Raw genomic sequence first — 21,991 nt, 5'->3', positions numbered from 1 at the left:
CGTCACCGGTGCGAGGTGTACTCCACCACCTGCTGGAAGGTGGGCCGGTTCTGCCAGCTGATGTTGTAGTGCTTGATGCCGCCCAGGGTGCGCTGGACGATCGAGTCGGCGCACCACTGGTCGCCCGCCGAGCACAGGGAGTCGCCGGGGTAGACGGTCGACGCGGACGTGCCGGCCGCCGTCTTCAGGGTGCTGATCAGGATGTCCCGGCAGGAGCTGAGGCTGCCACCGCCGCAGTACTGCTCCGCCAGCGGCCCGGAGACGCTCTGCCCGAGCACCGAGCGGATGTCCTTGTCGACGTAGCTCCACCAGCCGTACTGGAAGGAGCTACCGGCGTGTGAGCCGGTGGGCCCGTGTGCGGCCGACGGGGACTCGTCGATGGACAGGTTGGCGGTCATGGCGTTGTACAGGGTGTCTCCGAGGCCGGGCTGGAACTCGGCCTTCACCAGCAGCGGCCACCACGCGTCCAGGATCCGGATCGCGTCGGCGTCGGCGTAGGTCTTGGAACCGGCCGAGGTCTCCGTGCGCTTGCCGCCCGCCGTCACCCAGGCCTGGAGCTTGCTGACGGCCGCGGCGGCGGTGGAGTCGGTCACCGTACTGCTGTTGATCACCTTCAGCAGGTTCGGCAGCACGTCCTCGGCGCGCAGGTCGGTGAGGGCCGCGTCCGCCATGGCCTGCACCAGCTTCGTGCGTGTGACCCCGCCGGCCGCGACCAGCTTCTTGACCCGGTCGTTCAGCAGGTTGCCGCGGTGGACCGAGCCGTCACCCCAGCTGGCCGTCGAGTAGTTGAGGGCCTGCTTGTTGTTCCAGGAGACGTAGTAGTCCTGGTCGATGGAGTTGGGGTGCGCCGAAGCCGGTGTGTAGTCGGCCGTGTTGGTGGTCGGGTCCCAGTTCCGCCACTCGTTCGCGGCCTGTCCCCACACCGGGAACTCGGGGTCGACGCCGCTCGGCCGCACCGGGTTGTTGCCGCTGTTGTAGTACGCGGTGTGCTGGGAGTCGGCGTAGAACCAGTTGAAGGTGTAGTTGATGTGCTGCACCGCGCTCTGGAAGGTCCCCGGACTCTTGACGTAGTCGGGGTCGTTGAGCATCTGGAAGCCGATGATCGAGTCGGCCTCGTGCATGTAGGAGGAGCGCAGAGTGGTGTAGGCGACCTTCTTGCCGCCGACGGTCGCTCTGTACTCCACCGGCCCGTACTTCGTCTTCCAGACCCTCATCGTGTACGACCCCGCCGCCGTGCCGTCGGCCGTGGTCGGCTTCCAGGAGTTGGCCTGCTCGACCTTGTCCATGGCCGTGCAGGTGCCGTGGTACAGGTAGTGGTAGTCGTCCTGGCACAGTTCGACGGCGTAGCTGTCGATGATGTCCTGGCCGGAGGTGGTCGCGGACCACGAGTAGTCCTGTCCGCGGCCCAGTTCGACGTACATGCTCAGCCCTGCGAAGGAGGCGCCGCGGGCGCTGATGCCCGGGCCCTGGATCTCCTGGAGCATGAGCAGCTGCGGGGCGAAGTAGCCGGTCTGCGGACCGAAGACGGCGATCGGGTGGCCGCTGGCGGTGTACTTGCCGCTGACCACGAGGGCGTTGGACATCCCGCGCTTGGCCGAGCTGAGGACGGTCGCGGTCGCCGCCTTCGAGGCGGCGGTGGCGCTCTGGCTCGCCCCGGTGCCGGTGGCGTCGTAGACCAGCGGCTCGGTGGACACCGAACCGGCGTCGGGCAGGGCCTCCCCCTGGGCGGTGTCGGGCTTGGTGCCGTACGGGAAGCTCTCGCCGTTGTGGACGGTGAGGACGGCCTCGGGGTCGTTGCGCTCGCGGAAGGACTCCCAGACCTTGGTGCCCTCGGTCACGCCGTACTTGTCCTGCGCGGCCAGCAGGGAGATCGCGTTGTTGACCTCACCGCCGCCGCCGGAGCCGAAGAGCGTGCCGATGACGGAGGCCAGGGCCACCAGGTCGGTGAGCTTGAAGTGGTCGATCGTACCGGCGTTGGTGACCGAGTCCTTGTGACCGGTCAGGACGTACTCGCCGGGGAAGTAGCGGCCGCTGTCGGAGGCGTCGATGTAGGAGTTGATGCCGGCGAGGTAGGCGTTGGCGTCGGCGAGGGCCTGCTGGCCGCGGGCGCCGTTGTTGGCGACGGCGTTGTCGATCTGGGCCTGCAGATCGGCCTCGCTGTACGGGGCGTTGCGGTAGAACTGCTGCTCAAGGCCCTGGTTGGAGGCGGCGCCGCCCGCGAAGGTGGTCAGCTGACCGCGTCCGACGTGCCGGAAGACGTCCATGAGCCACAGCCGGTCCTCAGCCGCGGCATATCCCGCGCCGAACTCCGTGCCGTATCTGGTGGTACCGGTGATGTGGGGAATGCCCGCCTTCTTGTCGCGGACGATCGTCACGTCGGTGCGGCCCGCGGGCTTCTCGGAGGAGGCGACCTGATCGGAAGAGACCCCGAACGACGAGTCGTTGAAGAACGTGTTCATCGTCGAGTCGGTGAGCGAGGAATAGCCCTTGGCCAGGTTGGCGTACGGGCCGAGCTGGTCCTCCGCGTGGTCGGGCTGGGTGCCGAACGCCTGGTTGAGGAGGATCTGCGCGAGGGTCGCGTTGCCGTTCTCGCCCGGCGGCAGGATGTCGGAACACTGGCCGCCGCAGTAGTCGTTCGAGGCCGCGGCGGCTGCCGTGGCTTGGGTGAGCGGGGACAAAAGACCAGCAATCAGGACGCATATGGAGGCGGTCTTCAGGAACCCGGCGAGTCTGCCGGGAGTTCTCAGTCTGTCTGGGGCGCTACGAGAGGTACGCCAGGGCATGGCAGCTCCTACCGACGGGGGTGAGCCGGGACGTTACCGCCGGTATCCCCGGGAGTGAAGATGAACATGCGTCAAGTTTTGGAGTGGGCGGGACGGCTTATGGAGGTCATCGGAAATCGGATGGAGCCGAATCGCTTGTCGATACGTCTATTCGGCGACGTCCGAACGACGACGCCGAAGTGACCGAAGTACAGGTGCAGGTGTGACGGAGGTGCAGGGCGATGGCCGGTTTCCGGAGTCTGGCGAGACAGGTCCGCGACCCGCGGTGCGATCTGGCACTGCGGCGCTACTCACTGCGCAAGTGCCTTGAGAGGTTTGCTCCTTACGGGCACAGGGCGACCTGGGACCATTTGTGCTCCCGGGCAGGGTTCGGTCCCGAGGACCGCTCTCCCGACCCGGCGCGGCTCGTGGCCGCACTGGAGGAGCTGGAGGAAGCGCGTTCGGTCTGGCTGGCCTACGAGGTCGGGTTCGCCGAGCGGCGCAAGAAGGAGAAGCACGACGGGCTGCGCCGGCCGGGCACCGTGGACGACTGGCACCGGCTGACCTGGGGCGGTTTCGGGGTCGCCTGGTGCGACGACCCGCGGGTGCACCCCCGCGAACCGCTCGCCGAGGTGCTGCGCCGGCTGATCTCCGGCCTGGAGCACGAGCCGGGCTCGGGTTGCCCGGTGTGCGGCGCGGAGCGCCTGATCTGGAAGTACGACCTGGACCACGAACCCTCTGCGGGTCCGGTCTGCACTCACTGCGGAATTCTCGTGCCACGGCCCGTGCTCAATCCCGAGGCCCTGGCGGACGCAAGGCGCGGAAGGCTGCTCGTGTCGGCCTAGTAAAGCGGGGGTGCGCCGGGGATGCCGCACCCCCTGTATCAGAGCGCCGGGCCGTTGTCAGTGGGGGCTGGCAGGCTTGAGGCATGGTGCAGGTGTGTCTCAACGGACCGCGGGGGTCCGCCGACGGTGCGATGGTGCCGCTGACTCCGCAAGCGCTGGCCGAGTCCGCGGCGCGAGCCGTCACGGCCGGAGCCACGGACATCCATGTCCACCCCAAGACGCCCTGCGGGCACGACTCGTTGTCGCCCCGCGTGATCGGGCCGGTGCTCGAGGCGATACGGGCGCGGGTGTCCGTCCCGGTGGGTGTGACCACGGGCGCCTGGGCTGAACCGGATCCCGCGGCCCGACTGGAACGCGTCCGAAGCTGGGCCGGTCTGCCCTCCCTGCCCGACCATGCCTCGGTCAACTGGCATGAGCAGGGCGCGGAAGACATCGCCGGCGTGCTGTTCGACCTCGGCGTGGGGGTCGAGGCCGGCATCTGGTCCGGGACGGACGGGGCGATGCGGTTCGCGGCCTCACCGCCCGGCCCGGGAGTGCTCCGCGTGCTCGCCGAGGTGACGGACACCTCGGCGGACACGGCGGAGGAGACCGCGCGTGTGCTGCTGGCCGCGGTGCGCCCGCCACCTGGCTGCCCCGTGTTGCTGCACGGCGAGGACGGCGGGGCGTGGCCGGTGCTGCGGCTGGCGGCACGGCTCGGGCTCGCGACCCGGATCGGCCTGGAGGACACCCTGTTCCTGCCCGGCGGGGAACGGGCCTTGTCCAACGCTCAGTTGGTCGGCGAGGCGCTGGCCCAGTACGGGTGCGCCCAGCGCTCGTCGTAGGGCAGGGCGAGCAGTTCGGCGCGGACGGCCAGGTCGGGCTCGCTCTGGGCACGGAGGCGGGCGGCACCGGGACCGGCTGGCCGGCTGCGCAGGTCCCTGAGGCCGGCGTCCTCGCTGTCGTCGTACCACCAGGAGAACGGGGAGTGGTCGGACAGCAGGTCATAGAGCCGGACCTCGGTGCAGTGGACGAGGTGTGCGTCGGCGACGGGGCTACGACCCCAGCCGTCCAGGAACGGGGTAACGGTTCTGGCGATCGTGGCGCAGGTGTCGAAGATGTCGTCGATGCCGTGGGGCGGGTCGGGCTTGCTGAGGGCGCCCTGCCACCAGGCGTGCAGGGAACGCGTCGATCGCGGCGGCCTGCCCGGCGGGCCAGGAGCGCCGGTCCACCCGGGTCAGCCCGTGGAAGCCGGCGAAACCCTCGAAGGGGGTGTCGATGTCCGCGACAGCGGCGTCAAGGGCTGCTGGGAACATGGGAGTTGACCCCGTCATGACTCCGTGCGCGGCGTCTCGGCCGGCCGAAGATCGCGAGGTTACCAGCCACTAATCCACTCGCTCCACGCCTTTCCCGTCCGGACAGTTGGGAGGCGATGAAACCGAGCTGAGCGACCCCGGCAAACCGAGGAGCCACCATGTCGACGCTGCGCGTCACCGCCGAAGTGCTGACCGTCCACGAGCATCCGAACGCCGATGCGCTCGAACTGGCCCAGGTGGGCCTGTACCGGGCTGTCGTCGCCAAGGGCGCCTACCGCACCGGCGACGCCGCCGTGTACATCCCCGAGCAGTCCGTCCTGCCGGCCGGGCTGATCGAGGAGCTGGGGCTGACCGGGCGGCTGGCCGGGAGCGACTCGGACCGGGTCAAGGCGGTGCGGCTGCGCGGGGAGCTGTCGCAGGGCATCGTGTGCCGGCCGAAGGCGCTGGCGGAGGTCGATCTGGCGCGGGCGGCGCTGGACGGGACGGACTTCGCTCAGCGGCTCGGCATCACCAAGTGGGTGCCGCCGATCCCGCCGACGATGGACGGCGACGTCGAGTACGCGCCCGATCTGCTGCCCTGGGTGGACATCGAGAACATCCAGCGGTTTCCGGACATCTTCACACCGGGCGAGGCTGTGGTCCTGACCGAGAAACTGCACGGCTCGGCCTGTCTGCTGACGTACCTCGCCGACGAGGACCGCGTGCACGTCTCCTCCAAGGGCTTCGGCGCCAAGTCCCTTGCCCTGAAGGAGGATCCGCGCAATCTGTACTGGCGGGCGACGCACGGTCACGGCGTGGCCGAGACCGCGGCGCGGCTCGCCGAGCGGCTGGGCGCACGCCGGGTCGGCATCTTCGGCGAGGTGTACGGGGCGGGGGTGCAGGACCTGACGTACGGCGCGGACGGGCGGCGCGAGACCCTCGGGTACGCCGTGTTCGACGTCTGCGCGGAGATCGACGGCACCGTGCGGTGGCTGGACGCGGCCGAACTGCTGGACGGGGAGCTGCCGTTGGTGCCGCGGCTGTTCGAGGGGGCGTACGACATCGAGCGGGTGCTGGAGGTTGCGAGCGGGCGGGAGACCGTGTCGGGGCGGGGGCTGCATCTGCGGGAGGGGGTGGTGATCCGGCCTGCGGTGGAGCGGTACAGCCCCGTGACCGGGGGGCGGACCATCGCGAAGGCTGTGAGTCCGGCGTATCTCACGCGGAAGGGTGGGACCGAGTACGAGTGAGCACGGGGGGACTGTTGCCCGGTGCTGGTGCGGGCGGGGACGGGGGAGCTCGCCCGCGCTTGCGGGGTGCCGCTTTCCTTGGGTCGGGAGCCGCCCCAGCGGCACGACTGCCCGCAGGCCAGGTGGGCTAAGCGCGCTTCCCCCTGCGCTCCACCATCAGCCGCGACCCCGTCTGCCGTTCGCCGAACACGTCGTCCGGGTTGGACAGGACGCAGCCGTCCAGGGAGAGGCAGCCGCAGCCGATGCAGTCGGTGAGGTGGTCGCGGAGGCGGTTGAGCTGGCTGATGCGTTCGTCGAGTTCGGAACGCCAGGTCTCGGAGAGACGGGCCCAGTCCTCCCGGGTGGGGGTGCGTTCCTCGGGGAGTTCGGCGAGCGCGTCGCGGATGGTGGCCAGGGGGATGCCCACGCGCTGTGCGGCACGCACGAAGGCGACCCGGCGCAGCGTGTCGCGGTGGTAGCGGCGTTGGTTGCCCGTGGTCCGCCGGCTGCTGATCAGGCCCTTGGACTCGTAGAAGTGCAGGGCGGAGACGGCGGCGCCGCTGCGCGCGGCGAGCTGGCCGACCGTGAGCTCGTGGATCTTCTCTGGAATCTGGGGCACCCCTCGAACCCTACCCATCCGTACCCGGCCGTCGTCCGTTGACATTGGTTTCGCGGGCGACCATGCTAAGCAGTTGCTTAGATATGATGTCGAGGTATGAGCGAGGCATGGGAGGCCGGGACATGGCAGAGCCGAGGATCTTCACGTCCGTCGACGAGCTGAAGGCGGCGGTGGGCGAGCAGCTGGGGTACACCGACTGGCTGGAGATCGACCAGAAGCGGATCGATCTCTTCGCGGAGGCCACCGGCGACCACCAGTGGATCCATGTGGATCCGGAGAAGGCCGCGGCGGGGCCTTTCGGGACGACGATCGCGCACGGCTATCTGACCCTGTCGCTGCTGCCGCTCTTCGGCCCTCAGCTGATGAGCGTCGAGGGCGTGAAGATGGGCGTCAACTACGGCACCAACAAGGTCCGTTTCCCCGCCCCCGTGCCGGTCGGCTCGCGCCTGCGCGCCACCGCGAGGATCAGCAGCGTCGACGACGTCCCGGGCGGCGTGCAGCTGGCCGTCGCCTACAGCGTGGAGCGCGAGGGCGGGGACAAGCCGGTCTGCGTGGCCGAGTCGGTGGCCCGCTTCTACGTCTGAGCACTGGCCCGGCGGGCTACTTGACCCCCACCATGCGCAGCACGAGGTCGGCGTCGAGCGCGCCGACCTCGTCGGGTGCCCAGGGCCCGTCGACGTTGAACCAGCGGGCGACGTCGATGCAGAGCGACATGACGGCGAGGGTGGTGCCCTTGACGTCCAGCACGTCGAACTCGCCGGACGCGATGCCGTCCTCGATGATCCCGCGCACCTCGGCGTCGCACTGCCGGCGCAGCGCCAGGATCTCCTCGCGGGCGTCCGGACCGAGCGAGTCCAGTTCGTACTGCACGACCCGGGCGGTCGTCCGGCCGCCCGCGTGCCAGCGGACGAAGGAGCTCACCGCGTCGGCGAGCCGCTCGGCCGCGGTGCCCTCGCGCCGGGCCGCCGTCCGCAGGATCTCCAGGGCCTTCTCGTGGCCGATCCGGCTGATCCGGTGGAGCAGCTCTTCCTTGGTCTTGTAGTGGATGTAGAGCGCGGCGGGGCTCATGCCGGCGCGGCCCGCGATGTCACGGGTCGTCGTGGCGTGGTACCCGCGCTCGGCGAAGGCCTCCACCGCGGCGATCAGCAGCCTCCGGGCCGCGTCGGGCGTGACCTCGCCCCACGCGGACGTCTCGCCGCCGGCCGTCTCCTCCGCCGTACTCATCGCTCGCTCGCCCCTCTCGCAGACAGACACCCCACCATACCGCCGAAGGTGAGCGAGCGCTTAGAGTCCCCGCTCAGGGCTTTCAGAGCTTCTCAAAGGGGTGGTACGCGCGCTCCGTCGCCTCCTGCCGGTCCCGGATCACCTTGGCGAGGGTGAAGGCGGAGGTGACGAGGTACAGGACCGCGATCCCGAGGAACGCCCGCACCCAGGCGTCGGCGTTCAGCCGGAAGATGCCGATGCCGGTCGCGGCCATGGCGATCGCGAAGGAGGCGACGGCCTGGCCGTAGAAGGCGGCGGTGTTCTGCTGCTTGCCGGATGTGTCACTCATGGGGACAAGCGTCGGCGGATGTGGCCGGCGCCACATCCGCCGAGATACTCAGCTCAGGTACTCAGAACGCCGAAACCCCTGTCACGGCACGCCCGATGAGCAGTTTCTGGATCTGGCTGGTGCCTTCGTAGAGCGTCATCACGCGGGCGTCGCGCAGCAGCTTGCCCACCGGGTACTCGTCGATGTAGCCGTAGCCGCCGAAGACCTGGAGAGCGTTGTTGGCGGCGCGGACGGCGGCCTCCGAGGCGAAGAGCTTGGCCTTGGAGGACTCGACCCCGAAGGGCTGCCCGCGGTCGATCAGGTCGGCGACCCGCCAGGTCAGCAGGCGGGCCGCGTCCACGTCGACGGCGATGTCGCTGATCAGCTCCTGTACGAGCTGGTGCCGCGCGATGGGTTTGCCGAACTGCTCGCGCTCGCCGGCGTACTTCACCGCCGCGTCCAGCGCGGCCTGGGCTATGCCGACGCACCCCGCGGCGACCGACATCCGCCCCTTGGCCAGGGCCGACATGGCGACCGAGAAGCCCTTGCCCTCCTCCCCGAGCATCGCGGAGGCGGGAACGCGCACGCCCTCCAGGACCAGCTCGGCGGTCGCCTGGCCGCGCAGGCCGAGCTTGCCGTGGATGGTGCGGCGGGTCAGGCCGGGGGTGTCGGTCGGCACGAGGAAGGCGGAGACGCCCTTGTGTCCGGGGGCGTCGGTGGAGCGGGCGAACAGCAGCACCACGTCGGCCCAGGTGCCGTTCGTGATGAACATCTTGGCGCCGTCGATGACGTACTCGTCGCCGTCGCGTACCGCGCGCGTGGTGAGGTTGCCGGCGTCGGAGCCCGTGCCCGGCTCGGTCAGGCCGAAGCAGCCGACGTGCTCACCGGAGGTGAGGCCGGGCAGCCACTGCCGCTTCTGATCCTCGCTCCCCCAGCCGGCGATCGTCTTGGCGACCAGCCCGAGAGACACCGACACGATGCCGCGCACGGAGGAGTCACCGCGCCCGAGTTCCTCCGTGACCAGGCAGTACGCGAGGTGGTCGCCGCCGGAGCCGCCGTACTGCTCGTCGACGGTCAGACCGAGGAAGCCGACCTCGCCGAGCTTCTTCACGATCGACCGGTCGACGTCCTCCGCGCGGTCCCAGGCGATGACGTTCGGGGCGATCTCGCGGTCCACGAAGTCCCTGGCGAGCCGCCGGACGGCTTCCTGCTCGTCACTGAGCTCCAGATTCATGACCGGTCACCCCACTCGAGATACTGCCCATTTAAATTAGCACTGCTAGTTTCAGTCGTGCAGCCCTACTATGTGCGCCATGGCCCGACCGCGCAAGCCCCTCCTCAGCACCGACCGCATCGTCGAGACGGCACGCGCACTGGTGGACGCGGAGGGGCTCGCGGCCCTCTCCACGCGCCGCCTCGCCGCGGAACTGGGGGTGAGCGGGCCCTCGCTCTACAACCACTTCCGCACCAAGGACGAGATCCTTGAGGCGGTCGCCGACTCGGTGAGCGCACAGGTCGACCTGTCGATGTTCGAGGACGGCCGCGAATGGCGGACGGCGCTGCACGACTGGGCCGTCTCCTACCGGGCCGCGCTGCGCGACCACCCCAACATCGTCCCGGTGCTCGCCCAGGGGCCGGGGCGCCGGCCCGCCGGCCTCCGGGTCGCGGACGCCGCCTACGGCGCGATGGTCCACGCGGGCTGGCCACCGGCGCAGGCCACCTCCATCGGCGCGCTGATGCGGTACTTCATCATGGGCTCCGCGCTCGGCTCCTTCGCAGGGGGTTTCGTGGACGACGAGAGCGCGTACGACCCCGCCGACTATCCGCACCTCGGCCAGGCGCACCTGCTCGCCGAGCAGCAGGAGAAGATCGACGAGCGGGCCTTCGAGACGGGCCTCACGGCGCTTCTCGACGGCCTGGTGCAGCAGTACGAGCAGGTGAAGCGGGCCGTCTAGCGACAGTTCGGCGGACGCCGAACTGTCCGTGTCGCATGCTGGGGTGCATGACCACCAGGGAACCCCAGGCACCGCCGCTGGCCCGGCTCGCCGGACTGATCGCCGACGAGAGCCGGGCGACGTGTCTGCTGGCGCTGCTCGATGGGCGTGCATGGACGGCGACTGAGCTGGCGCGGCATGCGGGGGTCGCCGCGTCGACGCTGAGCGAACATCTGGGCAAGCTCGTCGCGGGCGGACTCCTCGCGGAGGAACGGCAGGGCCGGCATCGGTACGTGCGTCTCGCCGACGCGCGGGTGGCGCAGCTGGTGGAGGATCTCGCGGCGCAGGTGGGGCCGGGGGATGCCGTACGACCACGGGGGCTTCGGGAGTCGAGTGCCGGGTCGGCGATGGCGCGGGGACGTACGTGTTACGACCATCTGGCGGGGCGGCTCGGTATCGCGATCACCGATGCGTTGGCGCTGCGGGGGCTTTTGCGGCAGGACACGGGGTTTGCGCTGACTGACACGGGGGTTCGGTGGTTCGACGCCACGGGCATCGTGCTCGACCGGAAGGGGTGGCGTCCGCTGGCCCGTGCGTGTCTGGACTGGACCGAGCGGCGGCCGCACCTCGCGGGGGTTGCGGGAGCGGCGTTCTGTCGGCATGCGTTGGACGCGGGCTGGTGTGCGCGGATCGGGTCCGAGCGGGCGGTGAAGGTGACGGCGACAGGTGAACAAGCACTGGCGGAACTCCTGGGAATCGAGGCAACGGCGTTGCGCTGAGCGCGCCGGAAGGGGCGCGGGGAACTGCGCGACCAGCCACCACGAACCCGCACATGCACAGCGTCCGAAACCCGCGAGCTCTCAACCCTCCTTCTCTCTGGCCTCAGGAGCAAGATGAACCCCCGCCGTACCAACCTGCTCGCCCCCGGCGCAGCCGCCGTCACCGTCGTGTTGTGGGCCTCCGCCTTTGTGTCGATCCGCAGTGCGGGAGACGCCTACTCTCCGGGGGCGTTGGCGCTCGGACGGTTGTCGGCCGGGGCTGTCGCGCTCGGGGTGATCTGTCTGCTGCGGCGGGAAGGGCTGCCGCCGCGGGCCGCCTGGCGGGGGATCGCGATATCCGGGGTGCTCTGGTTCGGGTTCTACATGGTCGTCCTGAACTGGGGTGAGCAGCAGGTCGACGCCGGTACGGCGGCGCTGGTGGTGAACATCGGGCCCATCCTCATCGCCCTGCTCGGTGCGCGGCTGCTCGGGGATCCGATGCCGCCGCGGCTGCTGGCGGGGATGGGGGTGTCGTTCGCGGGGGCGGTGGCCGTCGGGCTGTCGATGTCCGGGGGTGGCGGGTCGTCGGTGCTCGGGGTGGTGCTGTGTCTGCTTGCGGCGGTCGGTTATGCCGGTGGAGTCGTCGCGCAGAAGCCGGCTCTGGCGAAGGCCAGTGCGCTGCAGGTGACGACGTTCGGGTGTCTGGTCGGGGCGGTGGGGTGTCTGCCGTTCGCCGGGCAACTGGTGGGCGAGGCTGCCGACGTGCCGCTGTCAGCGACGCTCAACATGGTGTACCTGGGCGTGTTCCCGACCGCTCTCGCCTTCACCACCTGGGCGTACGCCCTGGCTCGTACGACCGCCAGCCGCATGGGGGCGACCACGTACGCGGTTCCGGCGCTGGTCGTGCTGATGTCGTGGCTGGCGCTCGGTGAGGTGCCGGGACCGCTCACGCTGGGCGGCGGTGCGCTGTGTCTGGCGGGCGTCGCGGTTTCGCGGTCGCGGCCGAGGGCGGCAGCCGAGCGGGCTGCGGCGCCGGAGAGCAGTCCGGAACCGCAGCCCGAGGGCGCCTCGGAATCAGCTTGAACGCATCCGGCCCGCAAGGACCTTGATGGACAGCAGGGCGATCACGGACAGGGCGATGATGTAGCCGGACACCGCCATCGAGGTGCCCGTCGCCTCCAGCAGCAGGACCATCACGAAGGGCGCGAGGCCGCCGCCGAGCACCGCCGCGATCTGGTCGCCGAGGGAGGCGCCCGTGTAGCGCATCTCGGGCGTGAACAACTCGGCGAACAGGGCGGCCTGGGGACCGTACATGATGCTGAGGAAGCAGCCGGCGACGAAGGTGCCGACCGCCAGCCACAGCAGTGAACCCGTGTCGATGAGCAGGAACATCGGTACGGCCCACAGGGCGATGCCGGCCGCGCCGAACGCATAGATCCGGATGCGGCCGATGCGGTCGGAGAGGGCGGCGGCGGCCGGGATCAGGACGAGTTGGGTGAGGCTGACGCAGAGGGAGACGGTGAGCACCGCGTCGCGTTTCATGCCGAGGTCGCGGGTCGTGTAGTCGAGGACACCGGTGATGAGGATGTAGAAGGTCGCGGTGTTCACGGCGAAGGAGCCGCCGGCGAGGAGGACCGTGCCGAGGTGGTTGCGGAGGACCGTGCGCAGGGGCGAGTTCTGCTCTGCTTTCTCCTTCTCCTCCAACTCCCGTTCGGCCTTGCGGAATTCCGGGGTCTCCTCGACGTGCCGGTGGATGTACCAGGCGAGCGCGAGCACGAACAGACCGACCAGGAACGGCAGCCGCCAGCCCCAGGCCGCGAAGGACGAGTCGGTGGTGAACGCTCCGGCTAGCAGGAAGACCGTGTTGGCCGTCACCACGCCGATGGGGACACCGAGTTGGACGACGCTGCCGTACACGCCGCGCTTGCCCTCGGGGGCGTACTCCGTGGCCAGCAGCATCGCGCCGCCCCACTGCGCGCCGACCGCGACGCCCTGCACGACGCGGAGCAGGACCAGCAGGATCGGGGCCGCGACGCCGATCGTGTCGTAGGTGGGGAGCAGACCGATGCCGGTGGTTGCCACTCCCATGAGGGTCAGGGCCAGGACGAGCATCGGCTTGCGGCCGTGTTTGTCGCCGAGCTGGCCTGCGACGATGCCGCCGAGCGGGCGGGCCAGGAAGCCGACGGCGAAGGTGGCGAAGGCGGCGAGCACTCCGGCGGTGGGGCTGCCCGCCGGGAAGTACAGGTCGCCGAGGGTGAGCGGAGGGGGCCATGTCCATGCGTGCACCCTCCGGTGGGTGCGGTGGGGACGTTCCAGGGAACGGGCTGACCGGACGGTATGGGGTCAACGGGTGTGCACGGTGGTTGTACGGAGCATCTGGGGGCTCCGCCCCCTGACCTCCGGTCGGCCTGAACGGCCTCGTCCTCAAACGCTGGTCGGGCTGAAGAACTCCACCGCCGGACAGGCTGGAAATCCCGCCCGATGGGATGGAAATCCCGCCGGACGGGATGAAAATCCCGGCGGACAGATCAGAAGACCACCAGTGCCCGTCCGCCCTTGCCCGCGAGCATGTTCTCGAACGCCGCCGGAATGCCCTCCAGGCCGATTCGTTCCGTGACCAGTGCGCCCAGGTCCAGGCGGCCCGCCCGTACGTGCTCGGCCAGGACCGGGAGGTCCTTCGCCGGGTCGGAGTTGCCGTACACGCAGCCCGCCAGGGTCCTGCCCCAGTGGAAGATCTCCAGGGCGTTGAAGGTGACCTGCTGGTCCTTGCCGCCGATGCCGACCACCGTCGTGCGGCCGCCGCGGCGGGTGGAGTCCCAGGCGGTGCGGATCGTCGACGCGCGGCCCACGCATTCGATCGCCACGTCGACGCCTTGTTTGTCCGTCAGGCCGCGGATTTCCCGCGCTGTCGTGTCGGAGGCGAGGACGTAGTCCGTGGCGCCCGCGCCGCGCGCCAGCTCCTCCTTCTCCGGGGAGACGTCCACGGCGACGATGCGTGCGGCGCCCGCGATCCGGGCCGCCTGGAGCGCCGCCAGGCCCACTCCCCCGACGCCGTACACCGCCACCGTCTCGCCCTCCCGGACCTGCGCCGAGTGGTGGACGGCGCCGTAGCCGGTGAGGACCGCGCAGCCCAGGAGGGCCGCGTCCGTGACGGGGATCCCCTCCGGGAGGGGCAGGACGCAGCCCGCCGGGACGACCGTCTCCTCGGCGAACGCGGCGACGTTCAGGCCGGGGTGGAGGTCGGAGCCGTCGGAGGAGCGGTGGGCGTACACGTCCGCGGCGCCGTTCAGGGCGTTGGCGCACAGCCACACCTCGCCGAGCGCGCAGGCGTGACAACTGCCGCAGGACGGCGCCCAGTTGAGGACGACCTCGGCGCCCGGTGAGACGTGTGTGACACCTTCGCCGACGGCGACGACCGTGCCGGCGCCCTCGTGGCCGAGGACGGCGGGGACGGGCACCCGCATGGTGCCGTTGGACAGGGACAGGTCGGAGTGGCACACCCCGGCGGCGGCGAGACGCACGCGGACCTGGCCGGGGCCGGGGTCCGGGAGGTCGATGCCGGTGATCTCCAGCGGGGCGCCCACGGCGGGAAGGACTGCTGCGCGAACCATGGAAACGCTCCTCAGAACTGCAGGGACTTGGTCTGGAGGTACTCGGACAGGCCGTGCGTGCCGAGTTCCCGGCCGACGCCCGACTGCTTGTAACCGCCGAAGGGGGCAAGGGGGTTGAAGCGGCCGCCGTTGATGTCGACCTGTCCGGTCTCCAGGCGGCGGGCGAAGGCGACCGCCTCCGTCTCGTCGCCCGCCCAGACGGCGCCCGCGAGGCCGTAGACCGTGCCGTTGGCGATGCGCAGGGCGTCCTCCTCGTCCTCGTAGCGGAGGATGGCCAGGACCGGGCCGAAGATCTCCTCCTGGGCGATCGTCATCTCGGGGGTGACGTCGGCGAAGACCGTGGGGGAGATGAAGTAGCCCTGCTCACGCGGGGATTCGGTGCCGCCGGCGACCAGCCGCGCCCCCTCCGCCAGGCCCTTGTCGATGTAACCGAGCACCCGCGCCCGCTGCTTGGCGTTGACCACCGGGCCGATGCGGTCGCCGTACTTGGCGGCGGCGGTGGCCGCGAGCCCGACCGCCTCCTCGTACTGGTCCCGGTGGACGAGCATGCGGGTCCAGGCGCTGCACGTCTGGCCGGAGTTGGACATGACGTTGGCGACGCCGACGTTGACCGCCTTGGCGAGATCTGCGCTCGGCAGGATGACGTTGGCGGACTTGCCGCCGAGTTCCAGGGCGACCTTCTTGATCGCGGCGCCCGCCGTAGCGCCGATCTGCCGGCCGACGGCCGTGGAACCGGTGAAGGAGACCAGGTCGACGCCCGGGTGCTCGGCGAGGGCCTGGCCCGCGACCGGGCCGAGGCCGGTGACGAGGTTGAAGACGCCCGCGGGGAGGCCTGCCTCGTGGACCGCCTCGGCGAAGAGCTGGGCGGTGAGCGGGGTGTCCTCGGCGGGCTTCAGGACCACCGCACAGCCCGCGGCGAGCGCCGGGGCGACCTTGGCGACGATCTGGTGCAGGGGGTAGTTCCAGGGGGTGATCGCGCCGACCACGCCGACCGGTTCCAGGTAGACGGTCGAGTTCCCGGCCTTCTCCTCGAAGGCGTACGTCGCCGCCAGCTCGGCGTACGAGCCCGCGACCGCGATCGGCACGGCCGCGTGGACGTTCTGCGAGAACTGCAGCGGCGAGCCGAGCTCGGCGGTGACCGTCTCGGCGATCTCGTCCTTGCGGGCCACGAGGACGTCCCTCAGGGCTGCCAGCCGGGCGGCCCGCTCAGCGGGCGGGGTCGCGGCCCAGGCCGGGAAGGCGGCGCGGGCGGCCCGTACGGCGGTGTCCACGTCCACGGCCGTCCCCGCGGGGACCTGGCCGATCACCTGCTCGTCGACGGGATTCACGACATCGATCACGTCCTGACCTGCGGCGGGCCGCCAGGCGCCGTCGATGTACAGGCCGTCGTGTGCCTTCATGGTGCTCCTCCGGGGGCGGGGTGCGTCGTCCGCGTCAAAACCTACCGACAGGAACACAAACTAGCGGCGATAGTTTTCTGGTGCCAGGGCCCCCCGGTAGAGCAGCGCCCCCTGAAGGGGGCGCGGGGAACCGCGCGGCCGGCCACGACGACGCCGCAGACTCCGGACAACCCGACGCGACACCCCCTAGGGAGCCTCAGTTCTCCAGATCGGGCAGCCGGGCCGGCGCCGGACAGATGCGCTCGCCGTGCTGGTCGAAGACGAACAGATGCGCGATGTCGACGAGGAGCGGCACCTGCATGCCGTGGCGGAGTTCGATGTCGGGGGTGGTGCGCACTACCAGGTCGCCCGGCAGGCGGGCCTCGGTGAACGTGGGGACCGCCGGGTCGTCCATGACCACCACCGGTCCGGCCCGCAGGGCGCCCGCCCGGTCCCGGAGGCGCTCCAGGACGGTCGGGCCGCCCCGGCGCCGGGGCGGGCGGGAGGCGGGGCGCGGGGCCTCCAGGTCCGGTACGACGGCGGGCTGGGAGCCGGTGTTGAAGTGGACGAGGATCTCGTGACCCTGGAACTCCACGTGCTCCACGAGACCGGTCAGCGCCACCTCGCCGGGGCGGGCGGAGGAGTGCTTGGCGATACGGATGGCCTCCGAGCGCAGCCCGACGATCACCTCGCGGCCCTGCTGCACCCGCAGCAACTGGTGGTCAAGGGACAGCGGTTCGGGCAGCCGCAGGAACTGCTTGCCGAGGCTGATGGTCATCGCGCCGTCCAGCGGGGCGCGGACCAGGCCGCGCAGCAGGTTGATGCGCGGGGTGCCGATGAAGGCGGCGACGAAGACGTTGCGGGGCAGCGCGTACACCATGCGCGGGCTGTCCAGCTGCTGGAGCACCCCGCCGCGCAGGACGGCGACCCGGTCGCCGAGCGACATGGCCTCGGCCTGGTCGTGGGTGACGTAGACCGTGGTGACGCCCAACTCCCGGGTGAGCTTGGAGATCTCGGCCCGCAGGTGGTTGCGGAGCTTGGCGTCGAGGTTGGACAGCGGCTCGTCCATGAGGAAGGCGGAGGGATGGCGGGCGATGGCGCGGCCCATGGCGACACGCTGGCGTTCGCCGCCGGAGAGCTGGCTGGGGAAGCGGTCGAGGAGGTCCTCGATGCCGAGCATGCGGGCGGTGGCGTCCACGCGCGGGCGCGGGTCCTCACCGGGGTGCTCGACGCGCAGCGGGAAGCCGATGTTGCCGCGGCTGGTCATGTTCGGGTACAGGGCGAAGTTCTGGAACACCATCGCCATGTTCCGCTCGGACGGGAGCAGGTCGTTGGAGTGCTCGCCGTCCAGCAGCAGCCGGCCCTCGGTGATCTCCTCCAGCCCGGCGATCATTCTGAGGACGGTGGACTTGCCGCAGCCGGACGGGCCGAGCAGCACGAGGAATTCGCCGGGGCGGATGTCCAGCGACAGCCGGTCCACCACGCGAACACCTCGCGTATAGGTCTTGCTCACGTCGTGCAGAGAGATGGCGCGTGTCATGGCACTGCCCCCGGGGGCGTACTGAGCGAGTCCTGAGGCTCCGCGGTCGAAACGGCCCGCGCGGGACGCACGGGCTGTGGGTCACGGAAGTTAACGGACCGTACGCGTCCGGGGGAAGACTCATGACGGAATCGGGTCCTTCGTTCCGCCCAGTGAGAAAGCCGAAGCGGCGATCCGGCGGGGGCGGTACGGGTACGCGCCGCTTCCGGCGGGCGTCAGCGGGTCGCCGTCAGATGGGCGAACACGACCACGTTGCTGGAGTAGCCGGTCCTGCGGGTGAACAGGCCGCCGCAGGTCAGCACCCGCAGCTCGGGGCGCGAGCTCGGTCCGTACACCTCCTTGTCGGGGAAGCGGTCCTTGTCGAAGATCCGTACGCGGTCGACGGTGTAGACGGCGGTGCGGCCGTCGGCGCGACGGACCTCGATCCGGCCGCCGGGGCGCACCTGCGCGAGGGCGGCGAAGACCGCGGCGCCGGTCCTCGTGTCGCGGTGGCCGACGGCGATGGCGGTGCCGGTCTCGCCCGGTGCGGGGCCGTCCTGGTACCAGCCGACGAGCCTGGGCTTGTCGAGCGGCGGGGTCTCCAGCTGCCGGTCGGCGCCGACCCGCACCCCGATGACCGGCGCGTCGATGCCCAGGGACGGTACGCGCAAGGTGGTCGCCGGCGAGCGGGGCAGTGGCCGGGGCGGTCGGGCGGGTTCGGCGCGCGCGGCCGGCTCGGAGGCCCGGGGGCGCCCATCGGCGGGGCCGGGGACCGGTTCGGCAGGCGCCTCGACGGGCGCCGGGCCCCCGGCCCGGACGGTCTCGGCCGGGTGGTGGTGATGCCCCCCGTACCGGAACACCGTCACCAGGACGGCCACGATCACGGCCGTCCTGGTGAGGCGGTAGGCGCGGGTCCGGTACCAGGGCCTGCGTCTGCGCCGCGGACCTGCCCGGCGGATCACGCCGGCGTCGCGGGGCCTGGGCCGCACTCCCCCGGAGGGGGGCGCCGTACAGGTCCTACTCGGCACCGTGCGAGCGGCGGCGCAGCAGCGTCCGGACGTACACCGCTCCGCCGATGGCGACCAGTCCGACGCCCGCGGCGGCGCTCAGCGGGGTGTATGCCTGCACGGTGTCGACGAGGCCGCCGCCGCCGGCGTGGACGCCGCCCTTCGGCCCGTGGTCCTCGATCGTGTGGCTCGGGCCGGCCTGCCCGCGGTCGTGCCTGCCGTGGCAGTCGACGGAGAAGACCTTCTCCTTGGGCGCGACGGGCGGCGTGGGCGGCACGGTCGGCGGAATGATCCACTGGAGGGTGTATCTGCCGTCGGCCAGCCCCAGGATGTCGGTGTGCCCGGCACCGCCGGCGAGGGAGATCGTGCCACTCACGGTGGCCGCGGTGGGCAGCGGGGGCTGAGCCGTGATGGTGTAGGAGACGGACGTCAGGTCGCCGAAGTTCGCGGCGTCGAGGTAGAACCGGCAGACCAGGGGGTCGTCCTTCGAGACGCCGTAGGGCACTCGCTCGCTGTGGATCCTGATGTCGGCACCGTCACCGGGGGCGGCCAAGGCGGCGGACGTCGCGGACCAGGAGGCCCCGGCCGCGGTGAGTACGGTGAGGGCCGCGGCTCCCAGACGGGCGCCTGCGGACGGGGGCAGCAAGGTGGGCATGGACGTTCCTCCGAGTCAGACGATTTTCATACAAATCGCTCTTTCATCTGACTCTCTTTCACATCCGCCCGGCGTGTTGCGGCAGCACCACCCGACTCGCCGTCAGATATCCCTCGACCGGCGCAACGGAGTGCCCGCCGGGCGCCCGCCCGCGGCGGCCCCGGCCACCTGACCGCCGCCCGGAGCGGCCGGCGCCCGCACGGCGCTGCCCGCGGAGAACAGCAGCAGAGCCCCGAGCATCACGAAGGGCGCCGCCACGCCCGCGACCCCCGCGACCAGACCCGCGGCGGCCGGCGCGGCGACCTGGCCGAGACGGTTGCCGGTCAGGCGCAGGGCGAGGGCCGTGGAACGGGCGCCGTCCGGGGCCGCCTGCACGACGGTCGTCATGGACAGCGGCTGGCCGACACCGAGGCAGAACCCGAGGGCGGCCAGCACCGCGCCGAGCGCCCACACCGGCATCGGCAGCGCGATCCCGGCGCACAGCACGGCCGCCAGCAGACAGGTCACGGTGAGCAGCACCGGCCGCCCGAGCAGCCGCAGCAGCGGGGTGAGCACGAGGCGGCAGCCGATGGTGGCCCCCGCGCGCAGACTGAGCAGCACACCGACCACGGACGGCGCGATGCCCCGGTGTTCGCCGACCACCGGCAGATAGGCGGTGAGGATGTCGGTGGCCGACAGCACCGAGAGGCTGATGAGCATGCCGGCCGGGACGCCCCGGGCCCGCAGGATGCTGCCGACCGCGACGCGGCCGCCTTGTTCGGTGCGGGACTTGACCGCCGTACGGTCCTCGATGCGCCACAGCGAGGTGAACGCGACCGCGGCTCCCGCACCCGCCACCAGCAGGGCCAGCGCGCTGGTGCCCGCCATGTCCGGGCCGCCGATCAGCGCGCCCGCCGCGATCGGGCCGACCAGCTGGCCGAGCGAGGCGCCGATGGTGAAGTGGCCGAAGTTGCGGTCCTGTTCGTGCGGGGCGGACTGGCGGGCGACCAGCGACTGGGCGCCGATCACGAAGCAGAGGTGGCCGAGGCCCATCACCCCGCTCCAGACCGCCATCGCCCAGAGGGAGCCGGCGAGCCCGCTCAGCGCGCAGCCGCCCGCTATCAGGACGACACCGACCGGCAGCAGGGGCGCGCAGCGGCCGTGGTCGGTGCGGCGGCCCAGCGGCACCGCGGCGAAGAGCGGCAACAGCGCGTACACGCCCGCGATGACGCCGACCGCCCGCTCGTCGGCGCCCAGTGCGAGGGCCCGGTAGGAGACGGCGGGCCGGGCCATCGACACCGCCCCCTGCGCGAAGCCGAAGGCGATGACGAGGCGGAGCAGCCAGCCGCGGTTCCTACCGGGCCCCATGTACGGATCCTCCTGAATTGCTCTGACCGGAAGCTGGATTCCCTTGTCCGGAAGGTCAGATGATGCCGAAGAGGATCCCTGCCCCGAGGACCACGAGTGATGTGAGCGCGGCCCACTTGACCACGAACCTGGTGTGGTCGCCGAACTCCACCTTGGCCATGCCGACCAGGACGTAGACGGCCGGGACGAGGGGGCTCGACATGTGCAGCGGCTGGCCGATGAGGGAGGCGCGAGCGATCTCCAGGGAGGAGACGCCGTGGGCCTGGCCGGCCTCGGCGAGCACCGGGAGGATGCCGAAGTAGAAGCCGTCGTTCGACATGAAGTACGTGAGCGGGATGCTCAGGATGCCGGTGACGAAGGCCATGTGCGGGCCCATCCCGTCCGGGATGTTGTCCACCAGCCACTTGGCCATGCTGCCCACCATGCCGGTGCCCTGGAGGACGCCGGTGAAGACGGCGGCGGCGAAGACCATGCCGGAGACGTTGAGGACGTTCTCCGCGTGGGCGCCGAGCCGGGCCTTCTGGTCGGGCATGTGGGGGAAGTTGACGGTGAGAGCCAGGGCCGCACCGAGCAGGAACAGCACCGGGATCGGCAGCCACTCCATGATCATGGCGGTGAGCAGGGCCACCGTGAGCAGCGCGTTGAACCAGTACAGCTTGGGGCGCAGGGTGGGCCGGTTCGGGTCGAGGCCCTGGAGGCCCTCGTCCTCGTCCTCGCCCTCGGGGAGGTCCGCGTCGGTCCCGGAGCCGGAGCCGCCGGTGCGCTGGGCGCCCTTGCCCGAACCGGCGCCGGTGCCGGAGCCCACGAGGACCGTCTCGGTCTCCTTCTCCTCGACCAGCACCTCGTCCAGTGTCAGCACACCGAGCCGCTTGCGCTCGCGGCGGCCGAGGACGTACGCGAGGGCGAAGACGAAGAGCAGGCCCATGGCGAGCGCCGGGATCATCGGGACGAAGATGTCGCTCGCGTCGAGCTTCAGCGCGGTGGCGGCGCGGGCGGTCGGGCCGCCCCACGGCAGGGTGTTCATCACGCCGTTGGCCATGGCGGCGACACCGGTCATCACGACCAGGCTCATCTTCAGGCGCTTGTACAGCGGGTACATCGCCGAGACGGTGATCATGAAGGTGGTCGAGCCGTCGCCGTCGAGCGACACGATCGCGGCGAGGAGGGCCGTACCGACGACGATCCTGAGCGGGTCGGCCTTGCAGAACTTCAGGATCCCCCGAACGATCGGGTCGAAGAGGCCGACGTCGATCATCACACCGAAGTAGACGATCGCGAACATGAGCATCGCCGCGGTGGGCGCGAGGCTGGTGACGCCGTCGATGACGTAGTCGCCGAGCTTCGCGCCCTTACCGACGAAGACGCAGAACAGTGCCGGGATCAGCACGAGCGCCGCGATCGGCGACATCTTCTTCAGCATGATCAGGACCAGGAAGGTCGCGATCATGGCGAAGCCGAGGATGGTCAGCATGAATGGATACCTAACGTTCGCCCTTGAACATCCCACCGGGCAGGCGGTGCGACGAC

20 protein-coding genes are annotated in these 21,991 nt (G+C 70.8%); 7 read left to right on the top strand and 13 right to left on the bottom strand.

What is annotated here, in order from left to right; genetic code table 11:
* Positions 1-2 precede the first annotated feature (2 nt).
* Complete coding sequence (locus LJ657_RS28885; RefSeq protein ID WP_232651760.1) at positions 3-2,783, bottom strand: penicillin acylase family protein; 2,781 nt, start codon at positions 2,781-2,783, stop codon at positions 3-5.
* 221 nt (positions 2,784-3,004) lie between these two features.
* Here LJ657_RS28885 and LJ657_RS28880 point away from each other — a divergent pair, with 221 nt between their 5' ends.
* The 3 genes from LJ657_RS28880 to LJ657_RS28870 all read left to right on the top strand — a co-directional run bounded on the left by LJ657_RS28880 (position 3,005) and on the right by LJ657_RS28870 (position 6,125).
* Positions 3,005-3,607, top strand: coding sequence for a hypothetical protein (locus LJ657_RS28880; RefSeq protein ID WP_232651759.1), 603 nt, complete (start codon positions 3,005-3,007; stop codon positions 3,605-3,607).
* Positions 3,608-3,690: 83 nt separating this feature from the next.
* Positions 3,691-4,428 carry a 3-keto-5-aminohexanoate cleavage protein gene (locus LJ657_RS28875; RefSeq protein WP_232651758.1) on the top strand — a complete coding sequence of 246 codons (738 nt, stop codon included), beginning with the start codon at positions 3,691-3,693 and terminating at the stop codon, positions 4,426-4,428.
* A gap of 629 nt (positions 4,429-5,057) precedes the next feature.
* Positions 5,058-6,125 carry an RNA ligase (ATP) gene (locus LJ657_RS28870; protein WP_232651757.1) on the top strand — a complete coding sequence of 356 codons (1,068 nt, stop codon included), beginning with the start codon at positions 5,058-5,060 and terminating at the stop codon, positions 6,123-6,125.
* Between the two features lie 127 nt (positions 6,126-6,252).
* On the opposite strand, the gene soxR is transcribed toward LJ657_RS28870, so the two are convergent.
* Complete coding sequence (gene soxR / locus LJ657_RS28865) at positions 6,253-6,723, bottom strand: redox-sensitive transcriptional activator SoxR (protein WP_308117090.1); 471 nt, start codon at positions 6,721-6,723, stop codon at positions 6,253-6,255.
* 122 nt (positions 6,724-6,845) lie between these two features.
* Here soxR and LJ657_RS28860 point away from each other — a divergent pair, with 122 nt between their 5' ends.
* Positions 6,846-7,307 carry a MaoC family dehydratase gene (locus tag LJ657_RS28860; protein WP_232651755.1) on the top strand — a complete coding sequence of 154 codons (462 nt, stop codon included), beginning with the start codon at positions 6,846-6,848 and terminating at the stop codon, positions 7,305-7,307.
* Positions 7,308-7,323: 16 nt separating this feature from the next.
* Here the strand turns inward: LJ657_RS28860 and LJ657_RS28855 are convergent, their stop codons facing one another.
* The 3 genes from LJ657_RS28855 to LJ657_RS28845 all read right to left on the bottom strand — a co-directional run bounded on the left by LJ657_RS28855 (position 7,324) and on the right by LJ657_RS28845 (position 9,488).
* Positions 7,324-7,947 carry a TetR/AcrR family transcriptional regulator gene (locus LJ657_RS28855; RefSeq protein ID WP_232651754.1) on the bottom strand — a complete coding sequence of 208 codons (624 nt, stop codon included), beginning with the start codon at positions 7,945-7,947 and terminating at the stop codon, positions 7,324-7,326.
* Between the two features lie 82 nt (positions 7,948-8,029).
* Complete coding sequence (locus tag LJ657_RS28850; protein WP_232651753.1) at positions 8,030-8,275, bottom strand: YiaA/YiaB family inner membrane protein; 246 nt, start codon at positions 8,273-8,275, stop codon at positions 8,030-8,032.
* Between the two features lie 61 nt (positions 8,276-8,336).
* Entirely contained in the window at positions 8,337-9,488 is a 1,152-nt protein-coding gene (locus LJ657_RS28845; RefSeq protein ID WP_232651752.1) for an acyl-CoA dehydrogenase family protein, read from the bottom strand.
* A gap of 79 nt (positions 9,489-9,567) precedes the next feature.
* On the opposite strand from LJ657_RS28845, the gene LJ657_RS28840 reads away from it, so the two are divergent.
* From LJ657_RS28840 to LJ657_RS28830, 3 genes are all read left to right on the top strand, one after another.
* Positions 9,568-10,209, top strand: a complete 642-nt coding sequence (locus tag LJ657_RS28840; protein ID WP_232651751.1) for a TetR/AcrR family transcriptional regulator — start codon at positions 9,568-9,570, stop codon at positions 10,207-10,209.
* Between the two features lie 35 nt (positions 10,210-10,244).
* Positions 10,245-10,967, top strand: coding sequence for an ArsR/SmtB family transcription factor (locus tag LJ657_RS28835; RefSeq protein ID WP_372487982.1), 723 nt, complete (start codon positions 10,245-10,247; stop codon positions 10,965-10,967).
* Positions 10,968-11,081: 114 nt separating this feature from the next.
* Complete coding sequence (locus LJ657_RS28830; protein ID WP_232651749.1) at positions 11,082-12,029, top strand: DMT family transporter; 948 nt, start codon at positions 11,082-11,084, stop codon at positions 12,027-12,029.
* Here LJ657_RS28830 and LJ657_RS28825 read toward each other — a convergent pair.
* The 8 genes from LJ657_RS28825 to LJ657_RS28790 all read right to left on the bottom strand — a co-directional run bounded on the left by LJ657_RS28825 (position 12,021) and on the right by LJ657_RS28790 (position 21,935).
* Complete coding sequence (locus LJ657_RS28825) at positions 12,021-13,232, bottom strand: MFS transporter (RefSeq protein WP_232651748.1); 1,212 nt, start codon at positions 13,230-13,232, stop codon at positions 12,021-12,023. The two genes, LJ657_RS28830 and LJ657_RS28825, sit on opposite strands and share 9 nt — an antisense overlap.
* A gap of 242 nt (positions 13,233-13,474) precedes the next feature.
* Positions 13,475-14,557 (bottom strand): zinc-binding dehydrogenase, encoded by a 1,083-nt coding sequence (locus LJ657_RS28820; protein ID WP_232651747.1) that lies wholly within the window; start codon positions 14,555-14,557, stop codon positions 13,475-13,477.
* A gap of 11 nt (positions 14,558-14,568) precedes the next feature.
* Entirely contained in the window at positions 14,569-15,957 is a 1,389-nt protein-coding gene (locus LJ657_RS28815; RefSeq protein WP_232651746.1) for an aldehyde dehydrogenase family protein, read from the bottom strand.
* Between the two features lie 196 nt (positions 15,958-16,153).
* Complete coding sequence (locus LJ657_RS28810; protein ID WP_232651745.1) at positions 16,154-17,476, bottom strand: ABC transporter ATP-binding protein; 1,323 nt, start codon at positions 17,474-17,476, stop codon at positions 16,154-16,156.
* A 215-nt stretch (positions 17,477-17,691) separates the two neighbouring features.
* Positions 17,692-18,417, bottom strand: a complete 726-nt coding sequence (locus LJ657_RS28805; protein ID WP_232651744.1) for a class F sortase — start codon at positions 18,415-18,417, stop codon at positions 17,692-17,694.
* A 55-nt stretch (positions 18,418-18,472) separates the two neighbouring features.
* Positions 18,473-19,117 carry a hypothetical protein gene (locus tag LJ657_RS28800; protein ID WP_232651743.1) on the bottom strand — a complete coding sequence of 215 codons (645 nt, stop codon included), beginning with the start codon at positions 19,115-19,117 and terminating at the stop codon, positions 18,473-18,475.
* Positions 19,118-19,219: 102 nt separating this feature from the next.
* Complete coding sequence (locus tag LJ657_RS28795; protein WP_232651742.1) at positions 19,220-20,464, bottom strand: MFS transporter; 1,245 nt, start codon at positions 20,462-20,464, stop codon at positions 19,220-19,222.
* Positions 20,465-20,519: 55 nt separating this feature from the next.
* On the bottom strand, positions 20,520-21,935 hold the full coding sequence (locus tag LJ657_RS28790) for a CitMHS family transporter (protein ID WP_232651741.1): 1,416 nt from the start codon (positions 21,933-21,935) through the stop codon (positions 20,520-20,522).
* Positions 21,936-21,991 lie beyond the last annotated feature (56 nt).

This window comes from Streptomyces guryensis, from assembly GCF_021261325.1.
Lineage (GTDB): Bacteria > Actinomycetota > Actinomycetes > Streptomycetales > Streptomycetaceae > Streptomyces > Streptomyces guryensis.
This window is presented reverse-complemented; position numbering and strand designations above follow the sequence as displayed.

Excerpts from the sequence above, each read along its gene's own strand:
- LJ657_RS28850 (WP_232651753.1), bottom strand. The coding sequence starts at position 8,275 with ATGAGTGACACATCCGGCAAGCAGCAGAACACCGCCGCCTTCTACGGC.
- LJ657_RS28815 (WP_232651746.1), bottom strand. The coding sequence starts at position 15,957 with ATGAAGGCACACGACGGCCTGTACATCGACGGCGCCTGGCGGCCCGCC.
- LJ657_RS28800 (WP_232651743.1), bottom strand. The coding sequence starts at position 19,117 with ATGCCCACCTTGCTGCCCCCGTCCGCAGGCGCCCGTCTGGGAGCCGCG.
- LJ657_RS28790 (WP_232651741.1), bottom strand. The coding sequence starts at position 21,935 with ATGCTGACCATCCTCGGCTTCGCCATGATCGCGACCTTCCTGGTCCTG.
- LJ657_RS28845 (WP_232651752.1), bottom strand. The coding sequence starts at position 9,488 with ATGAATCTGGAGCTCAGTGACGAGCAGGAAGCCGTCCGGCGGCTCGCC.
- LJ657_RS28855 (WP_232651754.1), bottom strand. The coding sequence starts at position 7,947 with ATGAGTACGGCGGAGGAGACGGCCGGCGGCGAGACGTCCGCGTGGGGC.
- LJ657_RS28835 (WP_372487982.1), top strand. The coding sequence starts at position 10,245 with ATGCTGGGGTGCATGACCACCAGGGAACCCCAGGCACCGCCGCTGGCC.
- LJ657_RS28810 (WP_232651745.1), bottom strand. The coding sequence starts at position 17,476 with ATGACACGCGCCATCTCTCTGCACGACGTGAGCAAGACCTATACGCGA.
- LJ657_RS28830 (WP_232651749.1), top strand. The coding sequence starts at position 11,082 with ATGAACCCCCGCCGTACCAACCTGCTCGCCCCCGGCGCAGCCGCCGTC.
- LJ657_RS28840 (WP_232651751.1), top strand. The coding sequence starts at position 9,568 with ATGGCCCGACCGCGCAAGCCCCTCCTCAGCACCGACCGCATCGTCGAG.
- LJ657_RS28870 (WP_232651757.1), top strand. The coding sequence starts at position 5,058 with ATGTCGACGCTGCGCGTCACCGCCGAAGTGCTGACCGTCCACGAGCAT.
- LJ657_RS28875 (WP_232651758.1), top strand. The coding sequence starts at position 3,691 with ATGGTGCAGGTGTGTCTCAACGGACCGCGGGGGTCCGCCGACGGTGCG.
- LJ657_RS28885 (WP_232651760.1), bottom strand. The coding sequence starts at position 2,783 with ATGCCCTGGCGTACCTCTCGTAGCGCCCCAGACAGACTGAGAACTCCC.
- LJ657_RS28795 (WP_232651742.1), bottom strand. The coding sequence starts at position 20,464 with ATGGGGCCCGGTAGGAACCGCGGCTGGCTGCTCCGCCTCGTCATCGCC.
- LJ657_RS28860 (WP_232651755.1), top strand. The coding sequence starts at position 6,846 with ATGGCAGAGCCGAGGATCTTCACGTCCGTCGACGAGCTGAAGGCGGCG.
- LJ657_RS28820 (WP_232651747.1), bottom strand. The coding sequence starts at position 14,557 with ATGGTTCGCGCAGCAGTCCTTCCCGCCGTGGGCGCCCCGCTGGAGATC.
- LJ657_RS28880 (WP_232651759.1), top strand. The coding sequence starts at position 3,005 with ATGGCCGGTTTCCGGAGTCTGGCGAGACAGGTCCGCGACCCGCGGTGC.